Annotated in this window: 12 protein-coding genes and 1 tRNA gene; 9 read left to right on the top strand and 4 right to left on the bottom strand. The window is 65.7% G+C overall.

Annotated elements, in window-relative coordinates; all coding sequences use genetic code 11:
* The first annotated feature begins 27 nt into the window (after positions 1–27).
* From recC to recD, 3 genes are read left to right on the top strand one after another with little or no spacing between them, the layout of a single operon-like run.
* On the top strand, positions 28–3441 hold the full coding sequence (recC, locus tag IV454_RS27445) for an exodeoxyribonuclease V subunit gamma (protein WP_206088737.1): 3414 nt from the start codon (positions 28–30) through the stop codon (positions 3439–3441).
* On the top strand, positions 3438–7094 hold the full coding sequence (recB, locus tag IV454_RS27440) for an exodeoxyribonuclease V subunit beta (protein WP_206088736.1): 3657 nt from the start codon (positions 3438–3440) through the stop codon (positions 7092–7094). The genes recC and recB overlap by 4 nt, the downstream gene beginning before the upstream one ends.
* Positions 7091–9019, top strand: coding sequence for an exodeoxyribonuclease V subunit alpha (gene recD / locus IV454_RS27435; protein ID WP_206088735.1), 1929 nt, complete (start codon positions 7091–7093; stop codon positions 9017–9019). Before recB ends, recD begins: the two co-directional genes overlap by 4 nt.
* Positions 9020–9061: 42 nt before the next feature.
* Here recD and IV454_RS27430 read toward each other — a convergent pair whose 3' ends face one another.
* Complete coding sequence (locus tag IV454_RS27430) at positions 9062–10072, bottom strand: serine hydrolase (protein ID WP_206088734.1); 1011 nt, start codon at positions 10070–10072, stop codon at positions 9062–9064.
* Between the two features lie 335 nt (positions 10073–10407).
* A complete protein-coding gene (locus IV454_RS27425) occupies positions 10408–11424 on the bottom strand; it encodes a sulfate ABC transporter substrate-binding protein (protein WP_206088733.1) in 1017 nt (338 codons plus the stop codon).
* A 365-nt stretch (positions 11425–11789) separates the two neighbouring features.
* Here IV454_RS27425 and IV454_RS27420 point away from each other — a divergent pair, with 365 nt between their 5' ends.
* Both IV454_RS27420 and IV454_RS27415 read left to right on the top strand, forming a co-directional pair.
* Positions 11790–12233 carry a GNAT family N-acetyltransferase gene (locus tag IV454_RS27420; protein ID WP_307730176.1) on the top strand — a complete coding sequence of 148 codons (444 nt, stop codon included), beginning with the start codon at positions 11790–11792 and terminating at the stop codon, positions 12231–12233.
* A 68-nt stretch (positions 12234–12301) separates the two neighbouring features.
* The gene (locus IV454_RS27415) at positions 12302–13030 is read left to right on the top strand and encodes a YcbK family protein (protein WP_229521870.1); all 729 of its coding nucleotides are present in this window, start codon (positions 12302–12304) and stop codon (positions 13028–13030) included.
* Positions 13031–13706: 676 nt separating this feature from the next.
* Here IV454_RS27415 and IV454_RS27410 read toward each other — a convergent pair.
* Positions 13707–13791: transfer RNA gene (locus tag IV454_RS27410), tRNA-OTHER, on the bottom strand.
* 63 nt (positions 13792–13854) lie between these two features.
* Positions 13855–14067 (bottom strand): DUF3460 family protein, encoded by a 213-nt coding sequence (locus tag IV454_RS27405; RefSeq protein WP_206088731.1) that lies wholly within the window; start codon positions 14065–14067, stop codon positions 13855–13857.
* 111 nt (positions 14068–14178) lie between these two features.
* Here IV454_RS27405 and IV454_RS27400 point away from each other — a divergent pair, with 111 nt between their 5' ends.
* The 4 genes from IV454_RS27400 to IV454_RS27385 all read left to right on the top strand — a co-directional run bounded on the left by IV454_RS27400 (position 14179) and on the right by IV454_RS27385 (position 18524).
* On the top strand, positions 14179–14595 hold the full coding sequence (locus IV454_RS27400; protein WP_206088730.1) for a hypothetical protein: 417 nt from the start codon (positions 14179–14181) through the stop codon (positions 14593–14595).
* A 33-nt stretch (positions 14596–14628) separates the two neighbouring features.
* Entirely contained in the window at positions 14629–15438 is an 810-nt protein-coding gene (locus tag IV454_RS27395; RefSeq protein WP_054263024.1) for a transporter substrate-binding domain-containing protein, read from the top strand.
* 15 nt (positions 15439–15453) lie between these two features.
* Positions 15454–16119, top strand: a complete 666-nt coding sequence (locus IV454_RS27390) for an amino acid ABC transporter permease (protein ID WP_206092859.1) — start codon at positions 15454–15456, stop codon at positions 16117–16119.
* A gap of 167 nt (positions 16120–16286) precedes the next feature.
* Positions 16287–18524: a putative bifunctional diguanylate cyclase/phosphodiesterase gene (locus tag IV454_RS27385; protein ID WP_206088729.1), complete on the top strand. Its 2238-nt coding sequence runs from the start codon at positions 16287–16289 to the stop codon at positions 18522–18524.
* Positions 18525–18563 lie beyond the last annotated feature (39 nt).

The raw sequence follows: 18563 nt of genomic DNA, 5'->3' as shown, positions 1-18563 counted from the left end.
CAGCCCAAAGCTAGTATGCTGTGCGCCATGTCTTCTCCCGTCACGCCCGGCCTCCTTATCCTTCATGGCAACCAGATGGAGCAACTGCGTGCCGCGCTCTTCGCCTGGCTGCGCAGCCATCCGCTCGGCCCGCTCGAAACCGAAATCATTCTGGTGCAATCGAACGGCGTGGCCGAGTGGCTGAAAATCGCGCTGGCCGAGGAAATGGGGGTGTGCGCGGCCACCCGCGTGGCGCTGCCAGCGCGCTTTTTATGGGAAGCCTATCGCGGCATGCTGGGGCGCGAGCGCGTCCCGACCCGCTCCCCCTACGACAAGGGCCCGCTCACCTGGCGCCTGATGCGCCTGCTGCCGCAGCTGCTGGCCGACGATGCCTTCGCCCCGCTGCGTCATTTTCTGGGCGATGGCGACCCCGAACGGCGCCTGCAACTGGCCGAACGCCTGGCCGACCTGTACGACCAGTACCAGGTGTACCGGGCCGACTGGCTCGACGACTGGAGCGCGGGGCGCGACCGCCTGCGCAGCGCGCGCGGCGAGGTGATCGCGCTCGCGCCCGAGCAGCGCTGGCAAGCCTGCCTGTGGCGCGCCGTGAACGACAGCCTGCCGCCGCAGCTGCGCGACTCGGGCCGCGCCACCATTCACCAGCAGTTCGTGCGCGCCTGCGAGAGCGGCGAGGCCCCGGCCGGGCGCCTGGCGCGCCGGGTGGTGCTGTTCGGGATGTCGGCGTTGCCTTACCAGACCTTGCAGGCCATCGCTTCGCTCTCGCACCATACGCAGGTGCTGCTGGCCGTGCCGAACCCCTGCCAGTTTTATTGGGGCGACATCATCGAAGGGCGCGAACTGCTCAAGGCCGCCCACAAACGCCAGCGCCAGCGCGGCGGCATCGACCTGTCCGGCGTGCCGCTCGAAGAACTGCACGCGCACAGCCATCCGCTGCTGGCCAGCTGGGGCAGGCAGGGGCGCGATTTCATCCGCATGCTCGACGAATTCGACACCGAGTCGGGCGAGCGCGCCGACAAGCTGCGCATCGACCTGTTCAGCGAAGGCGAGGGCGATACCTTGCTGGCGCAAGTGCAGGCGGCCGTGCGCGACATGCTGCCGCTGCGCGAGCATCCCTGTGCCAGGGGCCTTGCGGAACCGGACGCCGTCGCCGACCCTGCGCCACGCGACCGCTCGATCGAATTTCACGTCGCCCACAGCGTGCAGCGCGAAGTCGAGGTGCTGCACGACCAGCTGCTGTCGTGGTTCGGCGCGCCCGGCGCCACCTTGCGTCCGCGCGACGTGGTGGTCATGGTGCCCGACATCGACACCTTTTCGGCCGCGATCCACGCCGTCTTCGACCAGCACAAGCGCAGCGACCCGCGCTTCATCCCGTTCGAGATCGGCGACGTCAAGGACCGCAGCGTCAATCCGCTGCTGGTGTCGCTCGAATGGCTTTTGCGGCTGCCGCAGCAGCGCTGCCGCCAGAGTGAAGTGCGCGACCTGCTCGATGTGCCCGCGCTGGCCGCGCGCTTCGGCCTGAGCGAAGACGAACTGCCCATCCTCGGCAACTGGATCGAAGGCGCCAGCGTGCGCTGGGGCCTGGACCAGCAGCACCGCGACGGCCTCGGACTCGGTTCGGCGGGCGAGCAGAATGCCTGGATTTTCGGCGTGCGCCGCATGCTGCTCGGTTACGCCAGCGGCGCCGGCGGCAGCTTCCGCCAGATCGAGCCGTACGCCGAAGTGGGCGGGCTCGATGCGGCGCTGGCCGGCTCGCTGGCGCAACTGATCGAAACCCTGCTGGCCTGGCGCGCCACCCTGGCCGAGGCGCGCACGCCGGCGCAGTGGGGCGAGCAGGCGCGCGCGCTGCTGGCGGCGTTTTTCGCCGCCACCGAGGAAGGCGACCGCCTCACACTCGCGCAATTGTACGACGCGCTGCAAAACTGGCTGGAGACGTGCGACAGCGCCGGCTTCGACGAGGAGGTACCGCTGGCGGTGCTGCGCGAAGCATGGCTGGGCGCGCTCGACGAGCCGACCCTGAACCACCAGTTTGTCTCCGGCGGCGTGACCTTCTGCACCCTGATGCCGATGCGCGCGGTGCCGTTTCGCGTGGTCTGCCTGCTCGGCATGAACGACGGCGATTTTCCACGCCGCACGCGCCAGGCCGACTTCGACCTGCTGGCGCTGCCCGGCATGGCGCGTCCGGGCGACCGTTCGCGCCGCGACGACGACCGCTATCTGATGCTCGAAGCGGTGCTGGCGGCGCGCGACAAGCTGTATGTGAGCTGGGTCGGGCGCAATGTGCGCGACAACAGCGAGCAGCCGGCTTCGGTGCTGGTATCGCAACTGCGCGACTACCTGGCCGAAGGCTGGGACCTGGACCTGGGCACGATGACGACCGAACACGCGCTGCAGCCATTCAGCCGGCGCTATTTCGAGCAGGGCGGTATGCTGACCTATGCCGCCGAATGGCGCGCAGCCCACGGCGCCGGCGACGCGCTCGATGACGCCGTGCTGCCGCCGTTCGAGCTGGAACCCGAATACCGCCTGAAACTGGGCGAGCTGGCGAATTTCTTGCGCCAGCCGGCGCGCTATTTTTTCCGGCGCCGTCTCGGCGTGGCGTTCGGCGACGCCCAGGCCGTGGGCGAAGACGAGGAACCGTTCTCGCTCGACGCGCTGGAGCGCTATTTTTTAGAGGACAGCCTGCTCGACGACGCCAGCACACAAGAGGAACTGCATGAAGTACGCGACAGCTTGAGTGCCCGCGCCGAACGCTTGAAGCGCGAAGGCGTGCTGCCGATCGGCCTGGTCGGGCAACAGTGGCAGGAACAGCTGGTCGAGGGCCTGGTGCCGGTGCGCACCGCCTGGCTGACCCTGGGCGCGCGCTTCGATGACGTCGCGCCCAAGCTGGCCGTGAGCCTCGACCTGAATGGCGTGCACCTCGAAGACTGGGTCGACAAATTGCGCAGCAACGCCAGCGAAACGGCGTGGCTGCTGCAAATCTCGTCCAAGGTGCTCGATAAAAAAGGCGCGCCGCGCGGCGACAAACTGATCGCCCCGTGGCTGCGCCAGCTGGCCGCGGCGGCGGTCGGCCAGCCGGTCAGCGGCTACCTGGTCGCGCGCGACGCCATCGTCATGCTGGCGCCGCTCGAACGCGAGGAGTCGAGCGCGCAGCTGGCGGCGCTGGTGGCGCTGTGGCGCCGCAACATGGATCAACCGCTGCCGGTGGCCTGCAAGACGGCGCTCGCCTTATTGCAGCAGGGCGAGCCACGCAGCATCTACGACGGCGGCTTCGAGCTGTCGGGCGAAGTGCTGGACCAGTGCCTGGCGCGCCTGTGGCCCGATTTTTCGGCCCTCAATGCCAGCGGCGAGTTCCCCGCCGTCGCCGAGGCGCTCTACGGCCCGTTGGTGCGCTGGCTCGACCAGCACATCGAAATCGCCCCCATGGACAGGGACCTGGCATGAGCCAGTTGCTCGACGCCCTGCATTTTCCGCTGTCCGGCACGCGCCTGATCGAGGCCAGCGCCGGCACCGGCAAGACCTGGACCATCGCCGCCCTGTACCTGCGCCTGGTGCTCGGCCACGGCGGCGAGAACGGCTTTGCGCGCGCGCTGCTGCCGTCCGAAATCCTGGTGATGACGTTTACCCGCGCCGCCACGCGCGAACTGTCGAACCGGGTGCGCGAGCGCCTGGTCGAAGCGGCCGGCTTTTTCCGGGGCGAGCTGGAACTGGACGACCCCTACCTGCACCAGTTGGCCGACGCCTGCGGCAGCGAGGGCGAACGGATGGTGGCCGCGCACCGCCTGATGCTGGCCGCCGACACCATGGACGAGGCGGCGATCTTCACCATCGACGCCTGGTGCCAACGCATGCTGCGCGAGCACGCGTTCGACAGCGGCAGCCTGTTCGACGAAGAACTGGTCAGCGACGAACACGCCTTGTTCGAAGACGCGGCGCACGACTACTGGCGCCAGAACGTCTACCCGCTCGACAGCGGTGCGCTCGGCGCGCTGCTGGCCTGCTGGCCCGACGTGCGCGCGCTCAAGAACACCGTGCGCGACCTGGTGCGCCGGGTTGCGGTGCTGGGCGACCCGCCCGACGAATCGCTGGAAGAAGCCATCGACCGGGTCGAACGCACGCAGGCGGCCGCGCTGGCGAAGCTGAAAGCCGGTTGGGTCGAGCGCGCCGACGCGATGGAGCAGTGGATCGCCGCCCAGCGCGAGATGGCGCCCAAGTGCTTCAACGGGAACAAGCTGCGCGCCGATTCGCTGGTGAAGTGGTTCGACTCTCTGCGCGCCTGGGCGCGCGCGCCCGCCATGCTGATGCCGGCACTGACCGACACGGCCTGGCACCGCCTCACGCCGGACGGCATCACGGACGCCTTCAGCAAGGGCTTCAGTTGCGATATCCCGCCGTGCTTCGACACGACCACCGAGCTGTGGGAAGCGCTCAAGGCGATCGACCCGCTGGCGCACGCGCTATACCGCCACGCCGCCTGTCACATCGCGCGGCGCATGATGGAACTGAAACGGCGCAAGCGCCAGTTCGGCTTTGCCGACATGCTCGACCGCCTGAAAAGCGCGCTCGAAGGCGCCAACGGCGAAGCCCTGCGCCAGCGCATCGTCGACCAGTTCCCGGTGGCGATGGTGGACGAATTCCAGGACACCTCGCCCGACCAGTATGCGATTTTCAATCTGCTGTACCGGGTGGCCGACAACGACCCCTCGCGCGGCCTGTTCCTGATCGGCGATCCGAAGCAGTCGATCTACGGCTTTCGCGGCGCCGACATTCACAGCTATCTGGATGCGCGCAGCGCTACCGAAGGCCGCCACTACCAGCTCGGCACCAACTATCGCTCGACGGCGGCGCTGGTGGAAGCGGTCAACCAGCTGTTCTTGCACGCCGAAGGGCGCGACGGCCATCCCGGCTTCGCGGCCGGGGCTTTCCGCTTCCGCAAGGGTCGTGTCAATCCGCTGCCGTTCGATGCGGTTGCCGCCAAAGGACGCGCGCAGCAACTGGTCGGCGTGGACGGGCCGTATCAGGCGCTGGCCATTTGCAGCACCGACCGCGACGACCTCAAGGCCGACGACTACCGCGAATTTTTCGCCCACCACAGCGCCGAGCATATCGTCGGCCTGCTCAACGACCCGCACGCGGGTTTCAGCGAAAACGGCGTCTTCACGCGCCTGGTGCCGGCCGATATCGCCATCCTGGTGCGCGACCGGCGCGAGGCGACCGCGATCCGGCGCGCGCTGGCGCAGCGCAAAGTGCCCAGCGTGTACCTGTCCGACAAGGACTCGGTGATCGAAAGCGAGGAAGCCGCCGACGTGCTGCGCTGGCTGCAAGCGGTGGCCAATCCGCTCGATGGCGCCCTGGCGCGCGCGGCGTTTGCCACCCGCACGTCCGGCCTGTCGCTGGCCGAACTGGCGCGCCTGTCGTCGGATGAGCTGGCGTGGGAAGTGCGGGTCGAGCAGTTGAAGCTCTTGCACATCGTGTGGCAGCGCCAGGGTGTGCTGGCCATGCTGCGCCGCTTCATTCACGACATGCGGCTGCCGGCGGCGCTGCTGCGCCAGGCCGGCGGCGAGCGGCGCCTGACCAATCTGCTGCACCTGGCCGAACTGCTGCAAAGCGCCAGCAGCCAGCTCGAAGGCGAACAAGCCTTGATCCGCTGGTTCGCCGAACAGTTGGCCGGGGTGGGCGAGGGCGGCGACGAACGGGTGCTGCGCCTCGAGAGCGACGCGGAGCTGGTCAAGGTGGTCACCGTGCACAAGTCCAAGGGGCTCGAATATCCGCTGGTGTACCTGCCGTTCGCCGTGACGGCGCGCACCACCGACCGGCGCAACCGCAGCTTTTTCGAATTCGTCGGGCGCGACGGCGTGCGCCGCATCGACCTGGCGCTGTCGGACGAAGCCTTGCATGCCGTCGACCGCGCGCGCATCGAGGAAGACTTGCGCCTGCTGTACGTGGCGCTGACGCGCGCGCGCCATTTTTTGTGGCTCGGCGTGGCCGCGGTCACGGCGCGCAAGGCGGGCGACAACAAGCTGCACGAGTCGGCGCTCGGCTACCTGCTGACGGGCGGGCAGCCGATCGGCGCGGCCGATATCTTGCCGTACTGGGAAAAGCTGCGCGGCGGCTCGCCTGCGATCGACCTGCGCTCGCTCGATACGCCGCAGGGCATCACCATGCTGGCGCGCGACGAAGAGCGCCCGGCCCTGGTCGACGCCGCGCCTTTCGGCGGCAGTTTCGAGCGCAACTGGGCGGTCGGTTCCTTTACCTCGCTCACGCGCCAGACCAACGCGGCGCCGATGCGCGCGCAGGAAGAGACCTTGTTCGACGAGGAGCAGCAACAGCCGCCCATGCAGCAAAACCCGCGCACCGACGACGCGCCCTGGCACCGCTTTCCGCGCGGGTCCGTGCCGGGGAATTTTTTGCACGAACAGCTTGAGTGGATGGGGCAGGAAGGCTTTGCCATCGCCGGCGACGAGCAGTTCGCCGCCCGCCTGGGCCAGCGCTGCGAGCGCGCCGGCTGGGGCCACCGCCAGGAAGACGCGGTGACGTGGCTGCGCGCGGTGGCCACCACGCCGCTGCCGCAGCTGGGCGTGCCGCTGGCCGCCATCGCTCACGTCATCCCCGAAATGGAGTTCTGGTTTCCCAGCGAGCAGTTGAACAGCGCGGCGCTCGACCGCCTGTGCGGCACCCACCTGCTTGGAAAAACGCCGCGCCCGTCGCTGCCGGAGCGCTACCTGCACGGCATGCTGAAAGGCTTCGCCGACCTGGTGTTCGAGCACGAAGGCCGCTACTGGGTGATCGATTACAAGTCGAATGCGCTCGGCAGCGGCGATACGGCCTACGGCAAGGCCGCGATGGCGGCCGGGATGGCGGCGCACCGCTACGATATCCAGGGCGCCATCTACATGCTGGCCCTGCATCGCTTGCTCAAGAGCCGCCTGGGCGAGGCCTACGATCCGGCGCGCCAGCTGGGCGGCGCGATTTTCCTGTTCCTGCGCGGGATCGCCAATAGCGCCACGCGCGGCTGCTACCTGCTCGAACCGGACCTGGAACTGCTCGACAGCCTCGACGCGCTGCTCGGCGTCTCGCCATCGCGGGAGGCGCCATGAAGAGCGCCCCCTCGCTCGACGCCCTGTGGGTGCAGGTCGCCATGCTGACCGAAGATGGCCAGTTGCGGCGCCTGTCCGGCACGTTCGCGCGTTTCGTCGGCTCGCTCGGCAGCGCCACGCCGGCCCTGATGCTGGCCTGCGTGCTGCTGTCCGAACTGGAAGGGCGGGGCCACAGCTGCCTGATGCTCGACCAGCTGGCGCTCGACCCGGCCACCCTGATGGCCTGGGACAAGGAGCAGTGGCAGGCGCTGGTCCGTTCGGCCGGCGCGCTGCCCAAAAACCGCAAGGGCTGGATCGACCAGCTGACCGCTTCCGACCAGGTGTGGCATGTGGGCGACCTCGATTTCGACCAGCCGCTGGTGCTCGACGGCGAGCGCCTGTACCTGCGCCGCTACTGGCGCGACGAAACCCTGGTCGCGCATACGATCCGCGCGCGCGCCGAACAGGTGCGCGAGGTCGATGCACCGGCGGTGCGCATCTGGCTCGACATATTATTCGCGTCGGAGCGCCGCACCAAGGGACCGGACTGGCAAAAGCTGGCCTGCGCGATCGCGCTGCGCGGCGCGATCGCCATCATCACCGGCGGTCCGGGGACCGGCAAGACCTACACCGTGGCGCGCCTGCTGGCACTGCTGTTCGCGGTGGCGCCGGACGCGGGACGCCAGCGCATCGCACTGGCCGCGCCGACCGGCAAGGCGGCGGCGCGCCTGAAGCAATCGATCGACAAGGCGCTGACCGAACTGGCCGACAAGGTCGGCACCACCTTGCCGCTGCGCGAGCTGACCGCGCGCATGGGGGCGGCGCGCACCTTGCATAGTCTGCTGGGCGCGCGTCCCGACACCCGCACCTTCGCGCACAACAAGGGCAATCCGCTCGATATCGACGTCCTCATTGTCGACGAAGCGTCGATGGTGCACCTGGAGATGATGGCCTCCTTGCTCGATGCGCTGCCGCTGGGCGCGACCCTGATCCTGTTGGGCGACAAGGACCAGCTGGCGTCGGTGGAGGCGGGCGCGGTGCTGGGTGATCTGTGCCGCGATGCGCAGGCCGGCGGGTATTCGGCGGCCACCATGGCGTATGCGCTGGCGGCCAGCGGCGAAACCATTCCGGCCGAGTATGGCGGCGCTGGCGGGGCGCTGGCGCAGCAGACCGTGATGCTGCGCAGCAGCCGCCGTTTCAGCGGGCCGATCGGGCAACTGGCGCTGGCGGTCAATGCCGGGGATGTCGCGCGCGCCGAGGAAGTACTGCGCGCCGGCGACGGCACGGTGCGCTGGATCGAGCAGGGGCACCAGCAGCATGTGGTGCAACTGGCTTTTGACGGCTATGCGCCGTATCTGTCCCTGACCGCCGAGGGCGATGGCGGGCAGGCGCACGAGACCTGGGTACGCGCGGTGCTGCATCGCTTCGAGGCGTTTCGCGTGTTGTGCGCGGTGCGCGAGGGCGAGTGGGGCGTGGGCGGCCTGAACGGCGCCATCGAGCAGCGGCTCGACGCGGCAGGGCTGATCCGGCGCCGCGGCGAGTGGTATGTGGGGCGGCCGGTGATGATCACCCGGAACGATTATGGTACGGGCGTGTTCAATGGCGATATCGGTTTGACCCTGGGCGATCCGGCCCGTCCGGGGTCGCTGCGCGTGTATTTTCTGGAGGGCGACAAGGTGCGCAGCGTGCTGGCGACGCGCTTGCGCCATGTGGAGACGGCGTTCGCGATGACGGTGCACAAATCGCAGGGATCGGAATTCGCGCACACGGTGCTGGTGCTGCCGCGCGAACGCGGGGCGATGATCGCGCGCGAGCTGATTTACACGGGGATCACGCGGGCCAGTGCGCAGTTCACCCTGGTGTCGCCGGGGGCGGCGATCCTGGGCGAATCGATTGCCCAGCGCACCCAGAGGGCGAGCGGATTGCGCGAAATGATTGCGGGGTGAGGCAAGCGCCGTTTCCGCCATTGACGGAAACGGCGGCTGCTTTTACTCGTGGCGGTGGCGGTGGATGACCGGTTTGTTCTGCTTTAACTTGACCCTGCTGTGCAGCCCCGCCTTGGCCGCCGGACCATGGTGGGCGGCGACGATCACTGGATAGTTGCGCCCACGGCCATGCAGGCTGGCCTTGATCACCGGCGCGCGCGCCGCCGCCACGATCACATGCTGCGCGCGCTGGCGTGCCGGTGCATGGGCAAGCGCCGGCGCGTCGTCGCCGGCGACGAAGCGCCGGATGTTGAGCGCATCAAGAATCCGGGCCGAACTGGCCTTGGCATTGAGCAGCACCAGGGTCGCGTTCTTGCCGGCCGATTTGATCTTCATGATCAGGCAGCGGCCCGCTTCTTCCGTGTAGCCGGTTTTCGACAGGCCGATTTCCCAGCCCTTGGCGCCGACCAGGCGGTTGGTGTTGCGGTACTCGACCTCGCGGCCGCTGATATTGATCGTATCGCTCGACTCGGTCGTGATGCGTGTGATTTCCGGATAGGCCGATGCCGCCCTGGCCATCTTGATCAGGTCCGACGCCGTCGACTTGTTGTTCGGCGACAGGCCGGTCGGCTCTTCGATGACGGTCTGCGTCATGCCGAGCGCCGCCACCTTGGCGCGCACGGCCGACTTGAACGCCACCACGCCGCCCGGATAGGTGCGGCCCAGGGAAGCCGCGGCGCGGTTGTCGGAGCTCATCAATGCCAGCGCGAGCACGTCGTGGCGGCTGATCACGGCGCCCACCGGCACGCGCGAGGTGCTGTGCTTGAGCATGTCGACGTCGCGCTGGTCGATGGCGATCTGTTCGTTCATGTCCTGTTTGGCGTCGAGCACGACCATCGCGGTCATCAGCTTGGTCAGCGATGCGATGGAAACGACCTGGTTGGCGTTCTTTTCAAGGAGGATCTTGCCGGTGTCGTCCTCGATCACCAGTACCGATTGCGATCCGAACGGCACGGCAAGGGCGGCCGTGGCGGACATCGATATCAATAGGGTGACAAGTAATTTCTTGATCATGTGCTTGGTCTTTGCAGTAGGGCTGGGTCGATGGCGGCGCGGGGAGCGCGGCAGCTGCTGGGTGGGTTAATTCTATACGGCAACTACTATAGGGGCACGATAGCATCAAAGGCGAGGCCATGTCTAGCGTGTGCGCGGCAAAACAAGCTCAAGCGCAATAAACACCTTAATAAAGCGGTGTAAGTCCCTGAATTATTTCAAGAAAGTAAAGTTTCTCGTATGCTATGAGGGTGGCGGAAATGCTATCTGGCCGATCCCGGCAGGGGGGCGCGAACGGGAGGAGGAGGCTGAAGGAAAGGCCGCTTGCGCATGGATGGCGCAAGCGACGGGGAAGCTTATTTTGCCTGGTAGATCTTGTCGAATTCGCCACCATCGTCGAAGTGTTTTTTCTGCGCCTGTTTCCAGCCGCCGAAGACTTCGTCGACCGTGAATAGCGCGATCGGCTTGTAATTGGCGGCAAATTTCTTGGCCACCGCTTCCGAGCGTGGGCGCAGGAAGTGCTTGGCGCCGATGGTCTGGCCGGCCTCGGAATACAGGAAGTTCAGGTAGGCGGTGGCCTGTTTGCGCACGCCGCGCTTGTCGACCACCTTGTCGACCACCGCCACCGGCGACTCGGCCAGGATCGATACGGCCGGATAGACGACCTCGAAGTTGTCGCCGAATTCGGTGCGCACCATCTGCACTTCGCTCTCGAAGGTCACCAGGGCGTCGCCGATATCGCGCTGGGTAAAGGTGGTGGTGGCCGCGCGGCCGCCGCCGTCGAGCACCGGCACGTTCTTGAAGATGCCGGCGACCAGCTCGCGCGCCTGGGCTTCGGTGCCGCCCTTCTTGATCACGGAACCCCAGGCGGCCAGGTAGGTATAGCGCCCGTTGCCGGCCGTTTTCGGGTTGGGAATGACCACCTTGATACCGGGCTTGGCGAGGTCGTCCCAGGTCTTGATCTGTTTAGGATTGCCCTTGCGCACCAAAAAAATCATGGTCGAATAGAATGGCGCCGCATTGTGCGGAAATTTCCGGGCCCAGTCGGCCGCCACCACGCCGCGCTCGGCCAGCATGTCGATGTCATTGGCCTGGTTCATGGTCACCACCGATGCTTCGAGCCCGTCCGCGACCGAGCGCGCCTGCTTGCTCGACCCGCCGTGCGACTGGTTGATGGTGATGGTTTCGCCCGTGGATTTCTTCCATTCTGCAATAAATGCCGGATTGATTTCCTTGTACAGCTCGCGCGCCACGTCGTACGAGACGTTGAGCAGCTGGGCATCGGCGGCGCTGGCGCCGAGCGGCACGATGGCGATGCCGGCCGCCAGGGCCAGGATCGCCCGGCGGGTAAGCCGATTGCATGTTGTTTTCATGGTGTTCTCTTGGGCTTTCTATTGTAGGAACCAAGACGCATGGTCTAAAATCCGCAGCCAAAACGGAAGTATTGTTTTGTCATATGCTTAGAAGGGGCCAGCGTGGAAGTGTCGCATAAGCTTCCTTGATTTTCTTCGTGGGCAGCATCTGCCGGGCGGCGTAGGCTGGTCGGATAGGGTGAATTCGCAACAGGCGTGCGCGCCTGTTCTTGGTATAGTTGTGTTGCGCTTGGACTGCAGCAACTCCTTTTACTCTTTGTTATTGACTATCGTGATCGCACATGGGTATTGAGATTCGCATTGCTATGCCTGAAGACGCGTTTGCCGCGTGTGACGTCCTGCGCCGCTCGATTACGGAGTGTTGCGTGGCCGATCACCAGCACAATCCGGAGGCGCTGATGGCTTGGCTGGGCAACAAGACGCCGCAGAATGTGGCGAGCTGGTTCGTCTCGCCGGCCAACCATGCCCTGGTTGCCGAGCGCGACGGCGCCGTCGTCGGTGTGGCGCTGCTGACCCAGGCCGGCAAATTGTCCCTGTGCTATGTCTTGCCTGAAGCGCTGTACAGCGGCGTCGGCAAGGCGCTCCTGCGCGGCGTGGAAGCCCAGGCGAGGGCCTGGGGCGTGAGCGTGCTGCGCCTGAACAGTACCATTACCGCCAGCAAGTTTTACCAACGCAACGGCTACATCCTCGCGGGCAAGGAAAAGAGTTGTTACGGACTGGAGTGCGACTTCTTCTGGAAGAAATTGAACACCTGCGAGACGAGCGACCCCAGCCCGCGCAAGCGTTTTTGCAACTGTACCGGGCAATAATGCACGTGCGCCATGTGCGCACGGCAAGCTTGCGCTATAGTGTGCGCCTTGTTTACTGAGTATTCGTCATGGCCACGCGCAGAGATTTTTTACATCAAGGCTTATGCCTGTCCACCATGGGCATGATTTCGGTTCCGCTGATCGGTTGCGGCAGCGCGAGCGCGGCGCCGGCGGACAAGCCCAGGCGGCCGGTCCAGGTTACCAAAGCGGGCAAGCCGGCGCCGCCAGCGCGGGCGGCGGCGCCCTCCGCGCCAGTTCCGGAAACCGAGTTGGCCCCCCCTCCCGATATTTTCGATGCACAAGCGCTGGACCTCGATTTCTGGCTCAAGCCGCGCGTGCTGACGATGACCCGTCCGCAAAGCGGCGAAAAAACCAAGGTGCTGTACTGGAAGGATGGCCAGGTCATCGATTCGGCCTACCAGGAGCTGTGCCACTTGATGCGTGACGTCAACGGCAAGGAAACGGCGCCCATCGATCCCAAGCTGTTCGACACCTTGTGGGGCACCCAGGCCTTCATTGCGCGCTACGGCATCGAGGAGCCGCTGGAAATCCTGTCGGGCTTTCGCACGACCAAATCGAACGACAAGCTGCGCGAAGCGGGTGTGCCGGCGGCGCGCCAGTCCCTGCATATCGAAGGCAAGGCGGCCGATATCCGCATCGCCAGGCTCAATGCCGAGGTGCTCGGCGGACTGGTGCGCAGTTTCCGCCAGGGCGGGGTAGGGTACTATTATCGGTCCGGGCCGCGCGGCGGCTGGATTCATGCCGATACCGGACTTAAGCGTACCTGGAAAGGTTAAGTCTGGCGACGAGGGATGTGGGCCGGCTGATTGCCGTGTGCAATGGCGTGAAGGTGGACGCTCTTAGTTTTCCATTTGCAAATCTTGCTTGGTCGAGTAGACCGCGCGCATTGCCCTTGGTTCCTAGGTTCCAACCAAGTCGTCCGCCCTTGTCTCCGACTGAATTCTTCCGTTAACAACAGTGCGCTTTGTTAATGCGGCTAGCTGCATGGCAAGCTTGAATACCGTAGCATTGATTGCATCGCGTTCAGGTGAACGATTTTCTTTGGCTGTTGAGTTCACCGTGTCCTTGTCGACAGGGGCTGCCGGGCCGGCCCCGGCGCTTGCCAGTCCACATACGAATAAACCGGATGCTAGTAGTAGTGTCAATCTGCTGTTCATATCAACCTCTCATTCGGATCGCTATTTTCACCACGACGAGTGCGCATTTCAGCCTATGTAAAACGTGCAAAGCGAGGCCTGTTCCCGATCAAAAGAATCGGGCGAACTTTCATGGCCGTTCGATATCAGGGCGGCGCCTGATATGTGGGACGATCGAAATTCGGAGGCGCTGGATGAATGAAGGGCCGCTCCAGGGGACGGCAAGCGTTTCGAGGGGTGTGTGTTGCTGGCGGCGCCGCCCTGATGTCCCGCTCGTCGATGTGACCGGGCGGGAATCAGGCGGGCTCGTATGAAGTGCGTGGTCCAGGAATCGAACCTGGTTATCAGTCATTCGGTCTGAGACACTCCTGACTGGGCTTTACCAAATAAGCGAACCGCGCACCTTCATCTTACCGTGAAAATTCTAAATTGCAATAAAAATTCACTGTGACCAATGAACGAGGCTAATCGTACACGTAGGGCTTGACCGGCAGCTCGTTCTCACGCTGCTTGTCGAGCTCATCCAGATCGATCCGGTGGTCCCACCAGATATCCCAGCCGCGCTGGCGGTCCACCTCCACCTCCGGATGCTGCGCCAGGAAACCTTGCATGAATTGTTCGAATTCGGACAGATAGCCATCGCCCGGCCGGTGAACTTTCTCGGTGTGCTTCGTCATCCACCCTCCCGTTAACGCTACTATGACCTCGCGCGCGCACACTGGTTCCATGTACGCGCGCTGGAAAATGCCGTACGATACGCGCCGTTAAACGCTTACTCTCAGGATGCAATGAACTCAGAAACACCCGCGCCGGCGCCGCGCTTTCGCCCGCGCCCCTGGACCGTACTCGAGACCCCGCAAGACGTCGAACTGTGGATCGACGAGCACAATCAAAGCCTGACCGAACACATCGCCCCGCACGAAACCGGCTATGGCGTCTGCTTCACCCTGGCCGAGGGCGGCAACATCTATATGCAGACCAGCGCCGACGCCGTCATTCTCGACGTCGACGACGATGCCGCCTGGATCGCGCCCCTGATCATGGCCGCCACCGGGGTCGAGGCGCCGCAGGGCCAATTGTGGGTGCTGCCCGACGATAAACTGGTCCAGCTCATCATCGGACTGTCGACCCTGGTCGCCAGCACCACCCTCGTGGTCGGCCACAATTTCGGCGGGCGCCACCGTAAAGCCAGCTATTCGCGCTAAACTGTTTTTCTTTTCCATAACATTCCAGATTACATGCCTATCCAGCCCCGTCGCCGCCTGACCCTGACCCTGAGCCTTGTTCTGATCGGCGCCGCCCTGGCCATGCCGGCCGCCGGCGCCGACCTGCTTGCCGGCGCCAAGGCGCGCGGCACCTTGAAAATCGCCATGGAAGGCACGTATCCGCCATTTAACTTCAAGGACTTGAAGACCAACCAGCTGGCTGGCTACGACGTCGACGTCGCCACCTTGCTGGCGGCGCGCATGGGCCTGAAGCCCGAATTCATCACCACCGAGTGGAGCGCCATCCTGGCCGGGCTTGCGGCCGGCAAGTTCGATGTGGTCGTCAGCCAGGTGGGCATCAATCCCAAGCGCGAGCAAACCTTCGACTTTTCCGAGCCGTATACCTATTCGAATCCGCAACTGATCGTGCGCAAGAATGAAAAGGCATCGTACGCCGCCCTGGCCGACCTCAAGGGCAAAAAACTGGGCGTGGGGCAGGGCAGCGTCTACGAACAGCAGGCCAAGGCCGTGCCCGGCATCGATGTGCGCAGCTATCCGGCCGCGCCGGAAACCTTGCAGGACCTCGCTTTCGGCCGCATCGACGCCGCCCTCAACGATAGCCTGATGGTGGCTTACCTGCTCAATCACTCCAGGCTGCCGATCCAGGCTGGCGCGCGGGTCGGCAATGTCGAGCGCATGGGCATTCCTGTGCGCAAGGGCAATCCAGAGCTCAAGGCCGCCCTGAACAAGGCGCTGGCCGCGGCCCAGGCCGACGGCAGCCTCAAGACGATCTCGCTCAAATGGTTCGGCAGCGACGTCAGCCGCCCGGCCGCGCAGCCCTGATTCGGGCCGATGCCGATGGATTGGAGCGCGCTGGCCGAACTCTTGCGCGATGCCGCGCCCTCGATGCTCAAGGGCACCGGCTACACGGTGATCTTTGCGCTGGCCTCGATGGTCGGCGGGCTGGCCCTGGGCTTTCCCACGGCCCTGATGCGCCTGTCGCGCTGGAAGCTGGTGCGCGCGCCGGCCCAACTGTATGTGAGCGCGATGCGCGGCACGCCTCTGCTGGTGCAGCTGTACGTCATCTATTACTGGTTGCCCAGCATCGGCATCGACTTCCCGCCGGTGGTGGCCGGGGTGCTGGCGCTGTCGCTCAATGCCGGCGCTTTCCTGTCGGAGAGCCTGCGCGGCGCCGTGCTGGGCGTCAGCCAGGGCCAGTGGCGCGCCAGCTTCAGCCTGGGGCTCGGTTACTGGTCCACCCTGTACCACGTGGTGCTGCCGCAAGCGCTGCGCGTGGCCGTGCCGTCGATGAGCAACACCTTGATCAGCCTGATCAAGGATACCTCGCTGGTCTCGGTCGTCACCATTAGCGAGCTCATGCTTGCGACCAAGGAAGCGGTCGCCGGCAGCGCCAATCCCTTGCCGCTGTATATGACGGCGGCCCTGATTTACTGGTGCCTGAGCTTGCTGTTCGAGGCGCTGCAGCGCTATCTCGAACGGCGCCTGAACCGCGCGCACCGCTAACCGGATTGCCGCGTTCGCGAATCTGCGGCGCGCGCGATCGGTGGTGGCGCTCGACATGGCGCCCGCGCCCATGCTAGTCTTGTGCACAGTGCTTCCCTCGCCGTTGTGCGCCGCCGCGTGCCGGTGTGGCAGGTGTCCGCTGGCGTGTGCAATGTGTGCGAGGTGAGATGGACAACGATCACGATCCGGCAGCGCAGACAGGCTCCGCGCACGCACATGCCCGCCGCGCCGATCACGCCTTGCCTGGCGGCGCCTTTGCCTACGACCCCGGCGAGCCGGCCGCCTTGCCCGCGCTGGCCCGCAACGCCTCGCCGCTGCCCGTCACCGACAACAGCGGCGTCACCATCGACCGCCTGCGCCACGAGCAAGACCTGGCGCGTTCCGGCGACCTGTATCTGCTCGCTCCCGTCGCTTACTTCCTGCTGGCCTTCGACAGCGCCGTTTTGCAAGTCAATCTGGTCGGCGCCACCATGCTGGGCGTAGCGCGCGCCAATCCCGGCCTGCACCATTTCCGCACCTTCGTGGTACCGGCCTTCCTGCCCGACTTCGACGGCTTTTTCGCCCGCGCTCTCAACAGCAGCACTGGCGAAACCTGCCGCATGCGCTTGCGCACCCCGGACGCGGGCGGCGTTGACGTCACCCTGCACGGCAGCGCCGACGGCAGCGGCCAGGCCTGCCGCCTCATTGTCGAGCGCGCCGAAGGCAAGCTGGCCGCGCTCGAACGCAGCGAAGAGCGCCTGCGCCGCATCGTCCACAGCGCCGGCGAGGGTATCTGGGAGATCGACCGCGCCGCCAACACCACCTTCGTCAACCCGCGCATGGCCCGGATGCTCGGCTACAGCATCGAAGAGATGCTGGCGCGTCCGCTGCTCTCGTTCATGGACGACGACGGCATCGCCATGCTCGAACAATGCCTCGCCGGTCACGCCCAGGGTGCGCCCATCGCCCGCGAATACCGTTTCATCGGCAAGGATGGCAGGGTGGTCTGGACTTGCATGTCGACCAGCGCTATCCTCGACGCCGACGGCGTCTGCCTCGGCGCGCTGGCGCTGGTCACCGACATCACCGAGCACAAGCAGTCAACCGAGCTGATCTGGCACCAGGCCAACTACGACGCGCTCACCGGCTTGCCCAACCGCCACATGTTCATGGACCGCTTACGCCATGAAACGCGCAAGGCTGACCGCGGCGCCGCCTTCCTGGCGCTGCTGTTCATCGACCTCGACCACTTCAAGGCAATCAACGACCGCCTCGGCCATGCGCGCGGCGACCTGGTGCTGATGGAAGCGAGCCGGCGCCTCGCCAGTTGCGTGCGCTCCAGCGATACCCTGGCGCGGCTGGGCGGCGACGAATTCACGGTGATCCTGTCGGGGCTCGACCATATCGGCAGTGTCGAGCGCATCGCCCACGCCATCGTCGCGGCGCTGGCCCTGCCGTTCGACCTCGCCGGCGAGATGGCGTTTGTGTCGGCCAGCGTCGGCATTGCCCTGTACCCGCCGGACGCGCGCGACATCGACCAGCTGGTCGAGCGCGCCGACCGCGCCATGTACGTCGCCAAGAACGCGGGCGGCCACCAGTTCAGCTATGTCACACCCGACCTGCAACAGGCAGCCCAGGCGCGCCAGGGCATTGCCGCCGACCTGAGCACGGCCATTGCGCTGGGCCAGTTCGAGATCGTCTACCAGCCCATCGTGTCCTTGCAAACGGGCGCCGTGCACAAGGCCGAAGCACTGTTGCGCTGGCGCCACCCGGTGCGCGGCTTGCTGGGGCCGGCCGAATTCATCCCGTTCGCCGAATCGAACGGGCTCATCGTCGAGATCGGTGACTGGGTATTTCGCGAGGTGGCGCAGCAGGTCCAGCGCTGGCAGCGCAGTATCGACCCCTTATTCCAGGTCAGCGTCAACAAGTCGCCGGTGCAGTTCCGGCACGACGCCGACCTGTACCTGAGCTGGCTCGACTACCTGACCGAGCTGGGCTTGCCGGCGCACAGCATCGTCATCGAAATCACCGAGGGCGTGCTGTTCGAAGGGGCGGCCCAGGTCATCGAGCGCCTGCGCCAGTTCCGCGCAATGGGGCTGCAGGTGGCGCTGGACGACTTCGGCACGGGTTATTCCTCGCTCTCGCACCTCAAGCGCTTCGATATCGACTACGTCAAGATCGACCAATCCTTCGTGGCCACCCTGGAAAACGATGTGGGCGACCTGGCGCTGTGCGAAGCCATTATCGTCATGGCGCACAAGCTGGGACTGAAAGTGGTGGCGGAAGGGGTGGAGACCAAGGTGCAGCGCGCGCTGCTGGTCGATGCCGGCTGCGACTTCGCGCAGGGCTATGTATTTGCCAGGCCGATGCCGGCGCAGGAATTCGAAGCGATGGCCGCTGCGGGCATGCCGCGTCTGCCGCACTGAACATCGCCGCCGGTCCCGCCACAGGGGCGGAACCGGCGG

Origin of the sequence: Massilia antarctica (assembly GCF_015689335.1) — a bacterium.
In the GTDB taxonomy this organism is placed as follows: domain Bacteria; phylum Pseudomonadota; class Gammaproteobacteria; order Burkholderiales; family Burkholderiaceae_D; genus Telluria_A; species Telluria_A antarctica.
Note: the sequence above shows the minus strand (reverse complement) of the source record. Positions and strands in the feature narration are given on the sequence as shown.

Bases quoted from the DNA above. Each gene is read 5' to 3' on its own strand.
- recC (WP_206088737.1), top strand. From the start codon at position 28: ATGTCTTCTCCCGTCACGCCCGGCCTCCTTATCCTTCATGGCAACCAG.
- recB (WP_206088736.1), top strand. From the start codon at position 3,438: ATGAGCCAGTTGCTCGACGCCCTGCATTTTCCGCTGTCCGGCACGCGC.
- recD (WP_206088735.1), top strand. From the start codon at position 7,091: ATGAAGAGCGCCCCCTCGCTCGACGCCCTGTGGGTGCAGGTCGCCATG.
- IV454_RS27430 (WP_206088734.1), bottom strand. From the start codon at position 10,072: ATGATCAAGAAATTACTTGTCACCCTATTGATATCGATGTCCGCCACG.
- IV454_RS27425 (WP_206088733.1), bottom strand. From the start codon at position 11,424: ATGAAAACAACATGCAATCGGCTTACCCGCCGGGCGATCCTGGCCCTG.
- IV454_RS27415 (WP_229521870.1), top strand. From the start codon at position 12,302: ATGGCCACGCGCAGAGATTTTTTACATCAAGGCTTATGCCTGTCCACC.
- IV454_RS27405 (WP_206088731.1), bottom strand. From the start codon at position 14,067: ATGACGAAGCACACCGAGAAAGTTCACCGGCCGGGCGATGGCTATCTG.
- IV454_RS27400 (WP_206088730.1), top strand. From the start codon at position 14,179: ATGAACTCAGAAACACCCGCGCCGGCGCCGCGCTTTCGCCCGCGCCCC.
- IV454_RS27395 (WP_054263024.1), top strand. From the start codon at position 14,629: ATGCCTATCCAGCCCCGTCGCCGCCTGACCCTGACCCTGAGCCTTGTT.
- IV454_RS27390 (WP_206092859.1), top strand. From the start codon at position 15,454: ATGGATTGGAGCGCGCTGGCCGAACTCTTGCGCGATGCCGCGCCCTCG.
- IV454_RS27385 (WP_206088729.1), top strand. From the start codon at position 16,287: ATGGACAACGATCACGATCCGGCAGCGCAGACAGGCTCCGCGCACGCA.